The organism is Telluria sp. RT2P19 (assembly GCF_059685725.1).
In genome coordinates this window covers 18,246-32,379 of record NZ_JCASIL010000024.1, presented here as the reverse complement: position 1 = coordinate 32,379, position 14,134 = coordinate 18,246, and the positions used below count along the sequence as shown (strand labels likewise).

The following is a 14,134-nucleotide window of genomic DNA, read 5'->3' as shown; positions in this document are numbered from 1 at the left end:
GCTGCCTTGAAAATCTGCGCTACGCTGGGTGTAGAGCGTGCAGAATCGCTACTGCGTGACCAGGATGTCCCGGCTGATGTCATTGATCGAGTTCTGAGGCAACCTGCGCTCGTACGTAAGGTGGAGCCGCATCAAGAGTTGTGGGATGCCACTGTGGAGCGCTGGTCGCTTGAGAAGTACGCAAGCAGTCCGAAGAAGTGACAGCGGTTCGTACACTTTGTTCGGCCAGGAACACTCTCCAGGGCGAATTTTGAAAAAACGAAAATTTCAGAGTGGGCCTGTCGGCCTGGGGGAGTTACCACGGAGAAATAATATCCGGGGGTGTCCAGCGTGGCTTAACCGGGTTTGCCACTGGTACAGAAACCTGTCAATATCCTGCGAAATATCGAAATGGCAGTACCGCCCAGGACCGATTTAAAGGTGTCTGAGAGGTGTCAGGAGCTATTCAGGCTATGTCGGTATCAACCGACGCCGTAAAACGCTTCCTGTGGCGTCTCATGCGGCCTGCGCTGCCTTCATCAACCGGGAAACGGTCGATTTGTGCCATTCGCCGCCGTTCAGGGTCTTCTCACCACGCCGGGTCAGCTCTGCTGCTACTTGGTTCAGGGTCAATCCCTGGGACTGGAGCTGCTGGATGCTCGGGGCCATCTTGGCTACGAACTCAGCGGCACGGGCCGCGTTGCTGGCGTTGCCCTTGGCACGGGCCACTACGATGGCCTGCGGGTCTTTGTGCTGGATCGCTCCCAGCTTCACACCACGCGCTTTCAGAGCGGCCAGGGCTTCCTTGGTCCGGGTGCCGATCATCCGGCGTTCCTGTTCGCCCATCGCTGCATGGATGTGGAGCATGAAGTTGTCAACGTCCGCACCGAGGTTCGCTACCAGGAACGGGACACGCTGGGCCATGAGCGTGGCAATGTAGGCCACATCACGGGACAGTCGGCACAGCTTGGACACCATCACGGGCGCTTTCAGTTTCTTCGCCAGGGCCAGGGCTTCCTTGAGGGCCGGTCGGCTGTCGCTGTCCAGGGCGGCGCTCATCGCTTCAATGAACACGCCTGCTACCTCGTATCCTTCGGCTGCTGCGAACTTGTCCAGGGCAGCGCGTTGAGCTTCCAGACCGAGGCCGCTCGTTTCCTGTTCCTTGGTCGAACACCGGATGTAGAAAACTGCTGGCTTCATGGTTGGCTTTCGGTCGTTGGCTGGCTGTTGCGACCATTATACGACCGTTTAGTGGTTGCAACAAGACTCCTCAGTGTGGAAAATTAGCTACTGTGCAATAATTGCGCATTGACAACTAGTTGTTTTAACTTTAATTTATGTTGGTGTCGTATCAATTTGAGGCGGCCTTACCCTTGATATAGGAGACAACATGAACTTTACCCCTGGAGAGCGCGAATACTTGGACTGGATGCGAATGCTATCCACAGATAACGTAGGGAACGAAATCTTTGTTGGCTTGACGCTGAATGAGTCGGAAGAGTATTACAAGTTCAGTAGGCCAATGTATAGGTTCCACGGTGACAGCGAAGCACAGGAACGTTATCTCGCACTCAATGAAAAGATGCAGAGAGCACGATTCGCAGTAATGGCGCAGAAATAGCGGACCGAGAGGATAAATCTCCACGTCATTGAACGAACTCGCTAAAATTCCACTAAACATACTGTACACAGGAAACAAATGACTATTACTGCAAATCAGGCGAAACACCAAGTAACCGGAATGATCCGAGCGCTAGAAAAACTCCCGGCCAAAGAACGTGAAGTGCGGCCGTCTTCAACGTTCGCTCGAAATTATAACAGCGTACTAGTGCTGTCAAAGGAAGCAATGGCCGATGTCGATGAACGGCGTTGGCCTCCAAGCGTTGAGGAAACATTCTGCGATGCACGTTATACCGAGATTCACGCCTTTTTAGAGCAGATCAGCGCAATTTTGTCTGAAGGTTACGATCACGGTCTGTGACGATCTATTTGCGCACTGCCTGGGCCAACCTTGCTACCATCTTGGCGTCGAGAGTCGATGGACTAACCTTCGGGGCCGCTTGCGCTGGCCTATGCGCTATGTAGCATCCGGGGTCTGGATCGCTCCATCGGCGCGCTGGAACTCTTGGAGTGGCCATCTGTGCCGCTACTAGGTTGGATGGTGTCGGCGTTGCCTGGGCTTGCTTGGCTTGGCGCCTACGAAGTGATTCGATCATGTTGTTCCTTTTCTTTGTGGTGTGGTGTAGAGTTGGTGAACATTGAGAAAAGCTGAGGGTGAATAAATGGGTGATGAAAGCAGTAGCACAACGTCGGATGTAATTAATGCGGTTGCAGCGGTAGCTAAAGAAGTCCCCATTTACCCGGACATGGTGCAGCCGGCTGCACAGGAGTTAGGTAAAGGACTTCTCACCGTCGCTAAAACTGTGAATCTTGCGCTTGCACCGTTAGAAGGCGTTATATGGGGATTCGACAAGATCAAAGAGAAGTTTTTCCCTAAGGTCGAGGCACGCCTTAGGAATGTTCCTCCAGAGAACATCATTACTCCACAAATTAGCGTGGCCGGCCCTATTATCGAAGCATTGCGCTATGCCGGGTCAGAAGAGAAGTTAAGCGACTTATATGCGAATTTGTTAGCCGCATCTATGGATAAAGATAGTGCTACTAAAGCACATCCCGCTTTTACCGAAATTATTAAGCAACTGACTCCCGATGAGGCGAAGATCGTCGATATGTTTCCTCGGACACGATATATGCCGATAATTGATATTAAACGGATCGAAAGTGTCGAATCTGGGCTTACTTCCTCTTATGCGGTACTGTTGTCAAACTACTCTATCCTGGGCGAGCAAGCTGGATGCGAACATTTAGATTTGGTGCCTGCATATCTTGATAATCTAGTTCGACTGGGACTCGCAGAAATTCCTGACGACAGACACTATACCGCAGAAGGAATATACGACGAACTGGAAAACTCCAATAAAGCTCAGGCATATAAGAAGGCTATTGAAGATGATGGTAAATATAAATGTGAGTTTGGCAGAAAGTTTCTGCATATAACGGCGCTAGGAAAACAGTTTGCGAGTGTGTGCGTTGCGTCTAAATCTTGATAGCTGGATTAAGCGACTGTACATAGTTTACGAAATTTCCAATTGGAGTTGTAGCATTCCCGCAAATCGACATAGGCTAAACGCTTGAACGCCTTGCTTAAAAATCCTTCCAAGCGTTTCTGCATCAGGATTTCGAGTAAACACAATCGCATACTGAGGTGAGCCAACAGTTGATTGAACAATTGCATGTTTCGGTGCGGCATGATTCCATTGATTTCTAGTCTGATGAAATGTGGGGGATTGCCGTAGGCGAAATGGTTCGATCCGATTATAAGCATTCTCTGCTTTCGCTTTGCTGGTCTTGCCATTCAAATGGCTATCCTTGATTTCGATATATAGGTCCAGGCCAGGATGGTAGAAGTCAGCCATAGCTCTAAATTCTGTGCCTTCTTTGTCTAGGAAGCTGTACGGCATGAGTTTATCGTTCTGGTGAATACACCCAAGTGGGAGTAGTATCTCTGCTGCTTTCTGTTCTGGCGATTTGTAAGCCATGTGATTTTTCCTTTCATTCCTCAGTGCGGAAAAGATCGCACTTCGTATTAATGGTGACGGTGCTTGCACTATTGCACCCTTTGCACTTTGCGTAAGTCGTTGATTAGAAAGGGGGATTTGCTACGTGTGACTCTTGCACTGCCCTTGCACGACTATTGCGCAACCCTTGCACTTGATCCGGCCTCACATTCATTGGATAGTAATACATGGGCCGCTCGCCATCGAATTGAATCTGCGATTTTGTATATCCAAGTTTTGACATGATATGTGGAACGTGGGCAGGTTTTACTTTCGTCAATCCGGCAGCAAGCAAAGCGTCCTGAAGCTCTTTAAGTGTGAACGCTACATTATCTTTGATAAAGCCTGCTGTAAATTCTTCGTGTGGATTAACGCTCAGTGCCACCATTGCCTCTAGTGCCCTGGATTTCGGTGCGCGCTTGTGGTTGAAATCGGCAAGATCGTATTGCATAAACCAGTTATAAACTCTGTCCAGTGCGCCTTTGCTTTTAATCCATGCATCAAGGCGAGAGATGAACTGTTGTGTTTCCGATCCATCCACCCTGTGAATCAAACGATCAAAGACAAGCCAGCGGCGCTCGTCTGGATCAAGGTACAAAGGTCGAGCTTCGTTGGACGCCAGAATGAAGCGGGTATAGCTCGGAACCATTTTACCTTGCGCAAATTTATGTTCAACGTATTGGCGTTCCTCAGATAGAATCGACTTCAGCTTTGTTTGTGTGGCGTCACTTGAGGTCTTGCAATCGTCGAGAAGGACGAGGTAGCTAGTTTCAAGCATCGTGGAAAACCTACCCATTACCTTCTCATACGAAGCTGCGATTTCAGTATGTAGAAGTAGCGGTTGCAGTACGGACTCAATCAAATAACCTTTACCAGTGCCGGGATCGGAAGGCCAAAGCAAGTGGTAGGATGGTCGCTCAGAAGGTCGCTGGAAAATGTGTGCGATCCACTGCAAGGCTTGATGACGTTGGATTGGATCGCCGATCAAGCGCTCCCAATATTCATGCCACAACGGATCGACATCACTTTCTGTAGTTGTCGGCACATACTTCTTGCATATATTAACGTAGCTCAATCCTGATTTAGCATCGGTCGAATACGCACCACCCGATGGGTCGAATTTATGCCCCACAACGTGTGTCAGAGTGCGCATGATATAGTTAGCGCCTGGATACGCCACATTGTGACCGTTCGCATCACACCATTTGTCAAAATCGTTCTGGATGAAAACTGGGTAAAGCATATCGCCAGTGTAACGATTAAAGAGTCGAGTTTGATTTGAGGCGCTGTCATCAATCTTGCAGAAACCTCGTTCTTTCAGGTACGTTACATACAGTTTAATCAGCGCCTTATCGGCAGCATTAATTGGTGTTGTTGGTGTTGTTGGTGTTGTTGGTTGGTTCTGCATTTTTTTCCTTTGAATTGACTGTGCCACTGATGGCAAAAGATTGAATGATTTTCGATACTGACGTTTCGCTGCTGCGTGCCATTTCTTGAAGCTGTGCCCAAACCGAAGCAGGTAGATACACGTAGCTTCGTTCGATTGCGCTTCCGTTCGACGCTGTCAGCTTCTGACGGTTGGTATTAGGAATACGGCGTACATTCATTCCGACTCCTTCCATGCACGGCTATAGCCTGACAGAGCGGTTTCAATTACATCACGGGCGCTCATGCCGGTATGCTTGGTCATGGCACGTAGCAGGCTCAGTGCATGATCTGAGAGTGATACGGACCGGCTCTCCGTAATGCGGAATTCATTTGCTGCTTGGTCTGTCATATACATAGTTCTTCCTTCGATAGTGACGAAAGCGCAGACGCAACGGTAGCTCCAGGTGGGGGCCGGATTACGGTCTGCGGATTCGATTGTTTGCTACTGGTGCCGGGGTCGGCGGGGATGCGCTCCTGCTACGGAGGCAGGGTCTTACTGGGCGGCGGTGATACGAGCGCGCTCTTCTGCGACTTGAGCACGGACGCGGATTACTTCTGCTTCGGCCAGAGCTTCGACTGCTGCAATGCGAGCGTCCAGTTCAGCTTGCGCCTGGGCTGCGATGCGGCGTGCGGCTTCCTCGGTGACTCGCTTTTCAAAGCGTGCCGTCTCTGCTGCTTGCTCACGGGCGATGCTCTCTTTTGCGCGTTGAACAGCCAGCGCCAGCGGTTCGCCCAAGCAAAGCGTGATCGACATAGTGCCGTTCGGGAAGTAGTGGATTAGGGCATCCGGCAGGAGCCTGTAACCGTTCCTAGCGTGTACGGCGTACTCATCCAGCACAAGATTTGCTGGGCCGAATACTTGAATTGTGTCCGGGCGTTTGACAATTTCCGCCAGTGGTGTCGATTCTTGAATTTCTACTGCTTGTTTTGCTGCCATGATAATTTTCCTTATTTAGATTGTGTTCGATTTGATATAACGGATTAGGCGATCACGATTGAATGGTAGGCCGGTCGGTGTCGTCATTCCCTGGGAATTGAGGTGCAGGGCGATGATACTCAGCGGTGCCTTGCCTTTCAAAATGCGAACGATGTTTGAAATTTTTGAATAGTAGTCCGGTGTCTTTTTACGGCCACCGAATGCCGGTACTGCGTTTGTTGCGTCCATAGGTGTAGCTCCTGTGCTGAATAGGATTAATTAGGTTGAGTCAATCGGGATTGAAACTGGAGGGGTCGAGCGGGAATTGCGAGAAACTTGCCTTACCCATGAATTGTACACTAGCTGTCCTCATCTGTCAAGTTTTGATCACATCAGCTCCGGCCTGTCAAGCGCCTGTTACAAAATAATCGGATCGGCCAAAGTAGGTAAAACGGGGGGTATTTCGCAGTGGCAATGGTTGCCGGTTGGTGGTGCTTCGGAGCGAATTTCACGCGTCAAAGAAGAAGGGGAGCGAGGTTCGGTGCTAAACAATCCGGGGTGTTGACCAGGAGGCCGGATTAGTGGCTACTGTGGGGACACATGGAGGGCCAGGAGGCCGGGAGTATCGCCTTCGTTCAGCAGCTCCGTAATCACGCTACTGTCCACGCCGCACTCTTCCAGGAAGCATCTCGCATAGTAGGGGCCGTGAATCTCGCACAGGGCCAAGGCTGTCGCCAGGAGAGCAGCCGAGATACGGGGCGCTGGGCTTTGGTAGGTAGGCATCATCCAATGATGACGAGAGCACCAATGCGCGTGTTGATCTAGCTCAAGCTAGGCGTGCTCAGTATGCAGCAATCCAACACCACAAGTACCTGTGGTGCAACGCGGCCTATGCCTTCGGCGCCCGGCTGACGCACGCTTTCGAGGACTATGGCTGGTGCGCGGCGATCCGCGGCGTCGAAGGCGGCGGCCTGGTCGAGAATCTGCCGACCCACACCTTCAAGACCGACGAGGGCGAGGTCGCGCTGAAATGCCCGACCGAGGTCGCGATCACCGACCGCCGCGAGAAGGAACTGTCGGACCTCGGCTTCATCTCGCTGGTGCATTGCAAGAACACCTCGTATGCCGCCTTCTTCGGCGCCCAGTCGGCCCAGAAGGCGCGCAGGTACAACAACGAGGCGGCCAATGCCAATGCCGTGCTGTCATCGCAGCTGCAGTACATCTTCGCCGTTTCGCGCATCGCCCACTACATGAAGTCGATGATGCGCGACAAGATCGGCAGCTTTGCCTCCGCCAGCAACGTCGAGGATTACCTGAACCGCTGGCTGACGCAATATGTCCTGCTCGACGACAACGCGAGCCAGGACCAGAAGGCGCAGTTCCCGCTGCGCGAAGCCAGCGTGCAGGTGTCCGAGGTGCCGGGCCGTCCCGGCGTGTACCGCGCGGTGTCGTTCCTGCGGCCGCACTTCCAGCTCGACGAACTCTCCGTTTCGCTCCGTTTGGTCGCGGAGCTTCCGCAGTCGACCAAAAGCTAGAAATCATCATTAACCTACTTGGAGTAGAACATGGCAATTGACGTGTACCTGCAGATTGACGGGATCAAGGGCGAATCGATGGACGACAGGCACAAGGACTGGATCGAGTGCACCTCGGTCTCGTGGGGCGTGACCCAGCCCCGCTCGGCCACGGCGTCCACCGGCGGCGGCCACACGGCCGAGCGCTGCGAGCACCAGGAGATCGCCCTGACCAAGCTGGCCGACCTGGCGTCGCCGATCTTGCTGCAGACCTGCTCGGCCGGCAAGACGATCCCCAGGGCCAGGCTGGAATTCATGCGCGCCGACGGTCAGGGCGAGCGCATCAGGTATTTCGAGATCGAGCTCGAGAACGTCCTGATCGGCGGCATCAGCCCCAGCGTGGCCGAAGGCAGCATCATCCAGGAGCAGGTCGGCCTGAAATTCTCGAAGATCAAATGGAAGTACACCCAGCAAAAAGTGACCGGCGGCGCTGGCGGTAACACCTCCGGAGGCTGGGACCTGGCGGCCAACAAGGTCGTCTGAGCGACGTTCGCCGTTCGGTTCACGCGGCGGCCACGCGGTGCATGCCGCGCGCCGCCGCGCACCGATATTGCCCGGGAGGCAGCATGAAAGCATACACGCCGGGCCTGCTCGACCGCCTGATGGTCGACCCAGGCGCCGCCAGCGCGGCGCTAGGCGTCGATCAGATCAAGGACAGTGTCGCGCGCGACCTCGAAGCCCTGCTCAACACGCGCATCGCGCTCGACGTCGCGCACCTGGACGGCTACCCGGCAGCGCGCGCCTCGATCCTGCACTACGGCCTGATCGACTTCGCCGGTTTTTGCCTGACCAGCAGCATCGACCGCGCCGCCGTCTGCGCCAGTATCGAGGATGCGATCGCGACCCACGAGCCGCGCCTGCAGGAGGTGCGCGCCGTGCTCGAACCGGCGGCGGGCGACGTCAATCGCCTGCACTTCGCGATCCGTGCGCGGCTGGCGGTCGACGGTCTGCTCGAACCGGTCAACTTCAATGCGGTGCTGCAGCCTTCGTCGCTGCACTACGAGATCGAGCGGACCGCCCGGCCCGCGCGCGGCTGAAGCCCACCATAACCGATCAGGAGACACGATGGACATCAACCTCAAGACGCTCATCTCCAAGCTGAACGACACCACCCGCGCGGCCGCCACCCGCGCCGCCAGCATCTGCGTGGGGTTGGGCCAGTACGAGGTCGACGTCGAGCACCTGTTCCTGGGCCTGATCGAGCAGCCGGACAGCGACCTTACCGCGATCGCGCGCCAGTGCGACATCAGCCTCACCGGCCTGGAAGCGGACCTGCGGCGCGAAGTGGGGCGCATCGCTACCGGCAGCGCGCGCACGCCGGTGTTTGCGCGCCATTTGCCGCTGCTGTTCGAGCATGCCTGGCTGATCGCCTCTCTCGCGATTGCGCCGAACGGGTGCCAGCCGAACCGGATCCGCAGCAGCCACCTGCTGCTGGCGCTGCTGACCGAACCGTCGCTGGCCCAGCTGGCGCAACGCGCCTCGCCGCTCTTCGCGCGCTTTCCGCTCGATCGCTTGAAGCATGACCTGGAGCGCCTGACACGTGGTTCGAGCGAGGCGCCCGGCACGGCGCCCGAGATGCCTGCGGCCGGGCCCGATGCAGCGTCCGAACTGACCCAGGCCGCCACCCGCGCCACGCCCGCCCTCGACCAGTACACCACCTGCCTGACGGGACGCGCGCGCGACGGCAAGGTCGATCCGGTGATCGGACGCGACATGGAGATCCGCCAGGCGATCGACATCCTGATGCGGCGGCGCCAGAACAATCCGATCCTGACTGGCGAGGCCGGCGTCGGCAAGACCGCCGTGGTCGAGGGCCTGGCCCTGCGCATCTCCCAGGGCGACGTGCCCGATGTATTGAAAGGCGTCGAGATCCACACGCTCGACATGGGCCTGCTGCAGGCTGGCGCCAGCGTGAAAGGCGAGTTCGAGAACCGGCTCAAGAATGTCATCGACGAAGTGAAGAAAAGCCCGCACGCGATCATCCTGTTCATCGACGAAGCCCACACCATGATCGGCGCCGGCGGCACCCCTGGCCAGAACGACGCCGCCAATTTGCTCAAGCCGGCGCTGGCGCGCGGCGAGCTGCGCACGATCGCGGCCACCACCTGGGGCGAGTACAAGAAATACTTCGAGAAGGATGCCGCGTTGGCGCGCCGCTTCCAGGTGATCAAGGTCGAGGAGCCTGACGAAGACACGGCGTCGGCCATGCTGCGCGCGATGGCGCCGCTGATGGAGCGTCATTTCGGCGTGCGGGTCTATGACGACGCGATCACCGAGGCGGTGCGCCTGTCGCACCGGTATATCAGCGGACGCCAGCTGCCGGACAAGGCGATCAGCGTCCTGGACACGGCCTGCGCCAAGGTGGCGCTGGGGAGAAGCGCCACGCCGGCGCTGCTGGAAGACTGCACCCGCCGCATCGAGCGGTTGGACGCCCGGATCAGCGCCTTGAATCGCGACGCCAGCGCCGGCGGCAGCCACGACGAGGTGCTGGCGACCCTGGGCCTGCAGCGCGATAGCGCCGCGGCCGAACAGGAGATGCTGCAGCGGCGCTGGGAAGAAGAACAGGTCCTGGCCGGCCAGATCGGCGTCTTGCGCGGCGAGCTGGAAGCTGCTGGGGTGACACAGTCGGGCAGGGACAACGGGAGCGGCGCGAAGCACTTGCAGGCGCTGAATGAGAAACTGCGCGGCCTGCAGGGCGAGGCGCCGCTGGTACCGGTGCAGGTCGACGGCCATACGGTGGCCGAGATCGTCGCCGCCTGGACCGGCATTCCGCTGGGCCGCATGGTCAAGGACGAGATCCGCACCGTCGTCAGCCTGCAGGCCATGCTGGACGAGCGCATCCTGGGCCAGCGGCACGCGAGCAACGTCGTGGCCCAGCGTGTGCGCACCGCGCGCGCCAAGCTGGACGATCCGAACAAGCCGAAGGGCGTGTTCCTGTTCGTCGGCACCTCGGGCGTTGGCAAGACCGAGACCGCGCTGGCGCTGGCCGACATCCTGTATGGCGGCGAGCGCAAGCTCATCACCATCAATATGAGCGAATACCAGGAAGCGCACAGCGTCTCGGGCCTGAAGGGTTCGCCGCCGGGCTATGTCGGCTACGGCGAGGGCGGAGTGCTGACCGAGGCGGTGCGGCGCAATCCCTACAGCGTGGTGCTGCTCGACGAGGCCGAGAAGGCCCATCCCGACGTGCTCGAGATGTTCTTCCAGGTGTTCGACAAGGGCGTCATGGACGACGCCGAAGGACGCCAGATCGACTTTCGCAACACCGTCATCATCCTGACCTCGAACGCCGGCTCGAGCCAAGTGATGCAGGCTTGCCTGAACCAGCCGCCAGCCTCGATGCCCACGCCCGAGCAGTTGTCCGACCTGCTGCGGCCCGCGCTCATGAAGCACTTCAAGCCGGCCTTCCTGGGCCGCCTGGCGGTGGTGCCGTTCTATCCGATCGGCGACGAGGTGCTGGCCGATATCATCCGCCTCAAGCTGGCGCGCATCGGGGAACGCGTGCAAGACAACCACCAGGCCAGGTTCGAGTACGACGAGGCGCTGGTGGCCGCCGTCCTGATGCGCTGTACCGAGGTCGATTCTGGCGCGCGCAACGTCGACAACGTCTTGAACGGCAGCTTGCTGCCCGAGATCGCGGACAGCGTGCTGGCACGCATGGCCGAGGGTGGCGGCATTGCCCGCGTGAAGGTTGGCGCAACCAGGGCCGGCAAGTTCAAGTACCTGATCGAGCCGACCCAGGCCTGAGGAGGACGCCATGTTGAACATCAATGCGTTGCTGGCGCCGATCACGCCCGGCAATCCCTGCGGCGAGGACCTGGCCTTCTCGCCCGAGGTCGACGAGATCGCGCGTGCGCGCCTGGCCGACGATCCCTCGCTGGAGCAGGGCGCCTGGGTCACGGCGCTCAAGGAAGCCGACTGGAAGCTGGTCGGCAAGCGCTGCACGGCGCTGCTCGAAACCCGGAGCAAGGACTTGCAACTGGCCGTGTGGCTGGCCGAGGCGAACGCCAGAACCGCCGGCATGCGCGGCCTGGCCGATGGCCTGAACCTGGTGGCGGCGCTGTGCGAACGCTATTGGGATGGGCTGCACCCGCAGGCCGACGAGGATGGCTTCGAGCGCCGCATCGGCAATCTGGCGTGGCTGGCGGGCCGGATCGCGCCGCTGGTCAAGACGATGCCGCTGGCCGAGGGCGGCGCGCTGACCCTGCAAGCGCGTGACGTGGCGCGCGCCAGGGGCCTTGACGCGGTCGCCGAGCTCGATACGGCGCGTGCGCGCGCCACGCCCGCCTTCGTGCAGGCGCTGCTGGCCGATTGCGAAGCCTGCCTGGCGGCGCTGGAGGAGCTGGAAGGGGTGGTCGATGTCCGGCTCGGCGCCGACGGTCCCGGGTTCAGCTCGGGGCGCGCGGTCGTGCGTGACGTGGTCGGCTTGATCACGCCCGCCGCGCCCGCGGGGGCGGGGCAGACGCTGCCCGATGCGATCATGGTCAGCGGCGCCGGCGCGGCGCTCGGGCTGGCGCTGCGGATCGACAGTCCGCTACAGCACCGCGACCAGGCGCTGGCGCAACTACGGCAGGTAGCCGCATTCTTCCGGCGCACCGAGCCGCACAGCCCCGTGGCCTACCTGGCCGAAAAGGCGGCGCGCTGGGGCGAGCAGCCGCTGCACGCGTGGCTGCGGTCGGTGATCAAGGACGACGCCTCGCTGGCGCGTCTCGAGGAATTGCTGGGGATCGAGCATCCGGCGCCGTGACGCCGGATGGGATGATCATTCGGCTTGTTCAGTCTTGGCGGCGCCCGGCGTGACCATCGAACTGGCGCGGTCGAATTGCGCTTCGACGGTCTGCACCGCCTGGCGCGTGGCCTGGGTCACCTGCTCGTAGCCCTTGAACGCATTCTCGATCGCGGCCTTGATGATCTCGACCGCATTCTCCGAGCCTGGCTTGACGTTCTGGGTCACGTCGTAGATCAGCGCCGACAGCGTATTCTTGGCTTCGGCCACGTGGGCGTCGGCGGCGCCGCGGAACTCGTCGTGCATTTCGTCGATGATGGCCTTGAGCTGGGTGGCGTACTCGGCGGCGTTGGTGACGCCGGCCGCCGGCTGCATGCGCGCGGCCAGGGTGTCGAAGGCGGCTTTCGGATTGCCGGCCTGGGCCGCTTCGGTCATGCTGCGGCCGGCCGCCATCGTCGTGTCGAGCGAACTCTTGGCCGCATTCATGTTCAGCGCCACCACTTGCTCGACGCCCTTGACGGTCTTGCCGGCCAGGGCGTTGAAGGTCTGCATCTGGAGGTCGAACAGGGTTTTCGTGGCGTTGGCGAACTGTTCCGGGCTGGTGAACATGGGTGTCTCCTCAGTGGATGCTCTGTTATGTGTAATGAAGTGTGGCGGCGATGTTCGTCAACACACCGCGTCTTCCATTTTCATTATTTAACAACAATGAGTTTTTCGCAACGCATGTCCCGATAGGGGCCGTTTGATTTTTCCCAGCCTTCGCCCAGCGGCGTCTGTGAACAGGCGAGTTCGCCGGTGAGTTTGCTGCGCCATTGGTAATAGGGTGCTGGCGCCGCCAGGGCCGAGGACAGGATGAGCACGAGTGCGGTCGCGAGTGCCGCGGGTCGAAGAATCTGCATGCTTGCATGCTCGGACGTTCGCGGCCGCAAGTCAAGCGCCGCTTGAGCTTCCCATCGTGGGAAGGTGTATGCTTGGGTCTGGAAACAACAGGAGAATCCCATGCAATCTGCGTCCAGCCCGACTCCCGGCATGCATCCCAGCCTGAATATCGGTGACGCCGCGCGCGTGTCCGGCGTGACCGCGAAGATGATCCGGCATTATGAATCGATCGGCCTGGTGAAAGAACCGCGCCGCACCGAGGCGGGTTATCGGCTGTACAGCGAAGCGGACGTGCGGGTGCTGCAATTCATCCATCGCGGCCGTGCACTGGGCTTTTCGCTGGACCAGATCAGGGATTTGCTGGCGCTGTGGGAAGATAAACACCGGGCCAGCGCCGATGTGCGGGCGCTGGCGCAATCGCATATTGCCGAACTGAATCGCAAGATCGCGGAAATGGAATCGATGCGCCGCACCTTGGAAACCCTGGCGATGTCATGTCATGGCGATGATCGGTCGGACTGCCCGATCCTGGATGACCTGGCGGCGCGATAAAAAGGGAGCGGTTAACGCAAAACGCCGTAACCCTGTTTCAAAGGCTACGGCGTTTTGCGGGACATGCAGTCCGAAAACCGAAGGTAGATTCTGGTGCCCACGGAGGGACTCGAACCCCCACACCTCGCGGCACATGGACCTGAACCATGCGCGTCTACCAATTCCGCCACGTGGGCACTGATTACTGCTGACTCTACGCTGACTTCCGCGTGGACAAAAATCCGTCCACCCTACAACCAGAAAACGTTGGTGCCCACGGAGGGACTCGAACCCCCACACCTCGCGGCACATGGACCTGAACCATGCGCGTCTACCAATTCCGCCACGTGGGCACTGATTACTGCTAACTCTACGCTGACTTCCGCGTGGACAAAAATCCGTCCACCCTACAACCAGAAAACGTTGGTGCCCACGGAGGGACTCGAACCCCCACACCTCGCGGCACATGGACCTGAACCATGCG

Annotated in this window: 16 protein-coding genes, 3 tRNA genes and 1 pseudogene (1 of these 20 running past the window's edge); 9 read left to right on the top strand and 11 right to left on the bottom strand. The window is 58.5% G+C overall.

Going from position 1 to position 14,134, the window contains the following annotated elements:
* Positions 1–495 precede the first annotated feature (495 nt).
* A complete protein-coding gene (locus AC56KW_RS22925) occupies positions 496–1,179 on the bottom strand; it encodes a recombinase family protein (RefSeq protein ID WP_497172940.1) in 684 nt (227 codons plus the stop codon).
* A 190-nt stretch (positions 1,180–1,369) separates the two neighbouring features.
* Here AC56KW_RS22925 and AC56KW_RS22920 point away from each other — a divergent pair, with 190 nt between their 5' ends.
* The 3 genes from AC56KW_RS22920 to AC56KW_RS22910 all read left to right on the top strand — a co-directional run bounded on the left by AC56KW_RS22920 (position 1,370) and on the right by AC56KW_RS22910 (position 3,086).
* Entirely contained in the window at positions 1,370–1,600 is a 231-nt protein-coding gene (locus AC56KW_RS22920; protein WP_497172939.1) for a hypothetical protein, read from the top strand.
* A 78-nt stretch (positions 1,601–1,678) separates the two neighbouring features.
* On the top strand, positions 1,679–1,960 hold the full coding sequence (locus AC56KW_RS22915; RefSeq protein WP_497172938.1) for a hypothetical protein: 282 nt from the start codon (positions 1,679–1,681) through the stop codon (positions 1,958–1,960).
* A gap of 301 nt (positions 1,961–2,261) precedes the next feature.
* Positions 2,262–3,086, top strand: coding sequence for a DUF4393 domain-containing protein (locus AC56KW_RS22910; RefSeq protein ID WP_497172937.1), 825 nt, complete (start codon positions 2,262–2,264; stop codon positions 3,084–3,086).
* A 27-nt stretch (positions 3,087–3,113) separates the two neighbouring features.
* Here the strand turns inward: AC56KW_RS22910 and AC56KW_RS22905 are convergent, their stop codons facing one another.
* From AC56KW_RS22905 to AC56KW_RS22885, 5 genes are all read right to left on the bottom strand, one after another.
* Positions 3,114–3,578 (bottom strand): hypothetical protein, encoded by a 465-nt coding sequence (locus AC56KW_RS22905; RefSeq protein WP_497172936.1) that lies wholly within the window; start codon positions 3,576–3,578, stop codon positions 3,114–3,116.
* Positions 3,579–3,681: 103 nt separating this feature from the next.
* Positions 3,682–5,004 (bottom strand): primase-helicase family protein, encoded by a 1,323-nt coding sequence (locus tag AC56KW_RS22900; RefSeq protein ID WP_497172935.1) that lies wholly within the window; start codon positions 5,002–5,004, stop codon positions 3,682–3,684.
* Positions 4,958–5,203: a hypothetical protein gene (locus tag AC56KW_RS22895; RefSeq protein WP_497172934.1), complete on the bottom strand. Its 246-nt coding sequence runs from the start codon at positions 5,201–5,203 to the stop codon at positions 4,958–4,960. The genes AC56KW_RS22900 and AC56KW_RS22895 overlap by 47 nt, the downstream gene beginning before the upstream one ends.
* A gap of 314 nt (positions 5,204–5,517) precedes the next feature.
* Entirely contained in the window at positions 5,518–5,961 is a 444-nt protein-coding gene (locus tag AC56KW_RS22890) for a hypothetical protein (protein ID WP_497172933.1), read from the bottom strand.
* 15 nt (positions 5,962–5,976) lie between these two features.
* Positions 5,977–6,189, bottom strand: coding sequence for a hypothetical protein (locus tag AC56KW_RS22885; RefSeq protein WP_497172932.1), 213 nt, complete (start codon positions 6,187–6,189; stop codon positions 5,977–5,979).
* A 611-nt stretch (positions 6,190–6,800) separates the two neighbouring features.
* On the opposite strand from AC56KW_RS22885, the pseudogene tssC reads away from it, so the two are divergent.
* The 5 genes and pseudogenes from tssC to tssA form a co-directional block, all read left to right on the top strand.
* Positions 6,801–7,475: pseudogene (gene tssC, locus AC56KW_RS22880) on the top strand (type VI secretion system contractile sheath large subunit); the annotation flags it as partial.
* Between the two features lie 30 nt (positions 7,476–7,505).
* Positions 7,506–7,997: an Hcp family type VI secretion system effector gene (locus AC56KW_RS22875; protein WP_497172931.1), complete on the top strand. Its 492-nt coding sequence runs from the start codon at positions 7,506–7,508 to the stop codon at positions 7,995–7,997.
* A gap of 83 nt (positions 7,998–8,080) precedes the next feature.
* Positions 8,081–8,551, top strand: coding sequence for a type VI secretion system baseplate subunit TssE (gene tssE / locus AC56KW_RS22870; protein ID WP_497172930.1), 471 nt, complete (start codon positions 8,081–8,083; stop codon positions 8,549–8,551).
* 28 nt (positions 8,552–8,579) lie between these two features.
* The gene (gene tssH, locus AC56KW_RS22865; RefSeq protein WP_497172929.1) at positions 8,580–11,261 is read left to right on the top strand and encodes a type VI secretion system ATPase TssH; all 2,682 of its coding nucleotides are present in this window, start codon (positions 8,580–8,582) and stop codon (positions 11,259–11,261) included.
* 10 nt (positions 11,262–11,271) lie between these two features.
* Positions 11,272–12,261, top strand: a complete 990-nt coding sequence (tssA, locus tag AC56KW_RS22860; protein WP_497172928.1) for a type VI secretion system protein TssA — start codon at positions 11,272–11,274, stop codon at positions 12,259–12,261.
* A gap of 15 nt (positions 12,262–12,276) precedes the next feature.
* Here tssA and AC56KW_RS22855 read toward each other — a convergent pair whose 3' ends face one another.
* Both AC56KW_RS22855 and AC56KW_RS22850 read right to left on the bottom strand, forming a co-directional pair.
* A complete protein-coding gene (locus AC56KW_RS22855) occupies positions 12,277–12,849 on the bottom strand; it encodes a phasin family protein (protein ID WP_497172927.1) in 573 nt (190 codons plus the stop codon).
* 83 nt (positions 12,850–12,932) lie between these two features.
* Positions 12,933–13,139, bottom strand: a complete 207-nt coding sequence (locus tag AC56KW_RS22850) for a hypothetical protein (RefSeq protein ID WP_497172926.1) — start codon at positions 13,137–13,139, stop codon at positions 12,933–12,935.
* Between the two features lie 100 nt (positions 13,140–13,239).
* Between AC56KW_RS22850 and cueR the strand changes: the two genes are divergently transcribed.
* Positions 13,240–13,671: a Cu(I)-responsive transcriptional regulator gene (gene cueR, locus AC56KW_RS22845; protein WP_497172925.1), complete on the top strand. Its 432-nt coding sequence runs from the start codon at positions 13,240–13,242 to the stop codon at positions 13,669–13,671.
* 91 nt (positions 13,672–13,762) lie between these two features.
* On the opposite strand, the gene AC56KW_RS22840 is transcribed toward cueR, so the two are convergent.
* From AC56KW_RS22840 to AC56KW_RS22830, 3 genes are all read right to left on the bottom strand, one after another.
* Positions 13,763–13,847 (bottom strand) — tRNA-Leu (locus AC56KW_RS22840).
* 71 nt (positions 13,848–13,918) lie between these two features.
* Positions 13,919–14,003 (bottom strand) — tRNA-Leu (locus AC56KW_RS22835).
* A 71-nt stretch (positions 14,004–14,074) separates the two neighbouring features.
* Positions 14,075–14,134 (bottom strand) — tRNA-Leu (locus AC56KW_RS22830) (it continues 125 nt past the right edge of the window).

What these genes read in the sequence shown, in the direction of transcription:
- AC56KW_RS22925 (WP_497172940.1), bottom strand. Translation starts at nt 1,179, where the DNA reads ATGAAGCCAGCAGTTTTCTACATCCGGTGTTCGACCAAGGAACAGGAA.
- AC56KW_RS22920 (WP_497172939.1), top strand. Translation starts at nt 1,370, where the DNA reads ATGAACTTTACCCCTGGAGAGCGCGAATACTTGGACTGGATGCGAATG.
- AC56KW_RS22915 (WP_497172938.1), top strand. Translation starts at nt 1,679, where the DNA reads ATGACTATTACTGCAAATCAGGCGAAACACCAAGTAACCGGAATGATC.
- AC56KW_RS22910 (WP_497172937.1), top strand. Translation starts at nt 2,262, where the DNA reads ATGGGTGATGAAAGCAGTAGCACAACGTCGGATGTAATTAATGCGGTT.
- AC56KW_RS22905 (WP_497172936.1), bottom strand. Translation starts at nt 3,578, where the DNA reads ATGGCTTACAAATCGCCAGAACAGAAAGCAGCAGAGATACTACTCCCA.
- AC56KW_RS22900 (WP_497172935.1), bottom strand. Translation starts at nt 5,004, where the DNA reads ATGCAGAACCAACCAACAACACCAACAACACCAACAACACCAATTAAT.
- AC56KW_RS22895 (WP_497172934.1), bottom strand. Translation starts at nt 5,203, where the DNA reads ATGAATGTACGCCGTATTCCTAATACCAACCGTCAGAAGCTGACAGCG.
- AC56KW_RS22890 (WP_497172933.1), bottom strand. Translation starts at nt 5,961, where the DNA reads ATGGCAGCAAAACAAGCAGTAGAAATTCAAGAATCGACACCACTGGCG.
- AC56KW_RS22885 (WP_497172932.1), bottom strand. Translation starts at nt 6,189, where the DNA reads ATGGACGCAACAAACGCAGTACCGGCATTCGGTGGCCGTAAAAAGACA.
- AC56KW_RS22875 (WP_497172931.1), top strand. Translation starts at nt 7,506, where the DNA reads ATGGCAATTGACGTGTACCTGCAGATTGACGGGATCAAGGGCGAATCG.
- tssE (WP_497172930.1), top strand. Translation starts at nt 8,081, where the DNA reads ATGAAAGCATACACGCCGGGCCTGCTCGACCGCCTGATGGTCGACCCA.
- tssH (WP_497172929.1), top strand. Translation starts at nt 8,580, where the DNA reads ATGGACATCAACCTCAAGACGCTCATCTCCAAGCTGAACGACACCACC.
- tssA (WP_497172928.1), top strand. Translation starts at nt 11,272, where the DNA reads ATGTTGAACATCAATGCGTTGCTGGCGCCGATCACGCCCGGCAATCCC.
- AC56KW_RS22855 (WP_497172927.1), bottom strand. Translation starts at nt 12,849, where the DNA reads ATGTTCACCAGCCCGGAACAGTTCGCCAACGCCACGAAAACCCTGTTC.
- AC56KW_RS22850 (WP_497172926.1), bottom strand. Translation starts at nt 13,139, where the DNA reads ATGCAGATTCTTCGACCCGCGGCACTCGCGACCGCACTCGTGCTCATC.
- cueR (WP_497172925.1), top strand. Translation starts at nt 13,240, where the DNA reads ATGCAATCTGCGTCCAGCCCGACTCCCGGCATGCATCCCAGCCTGAAT.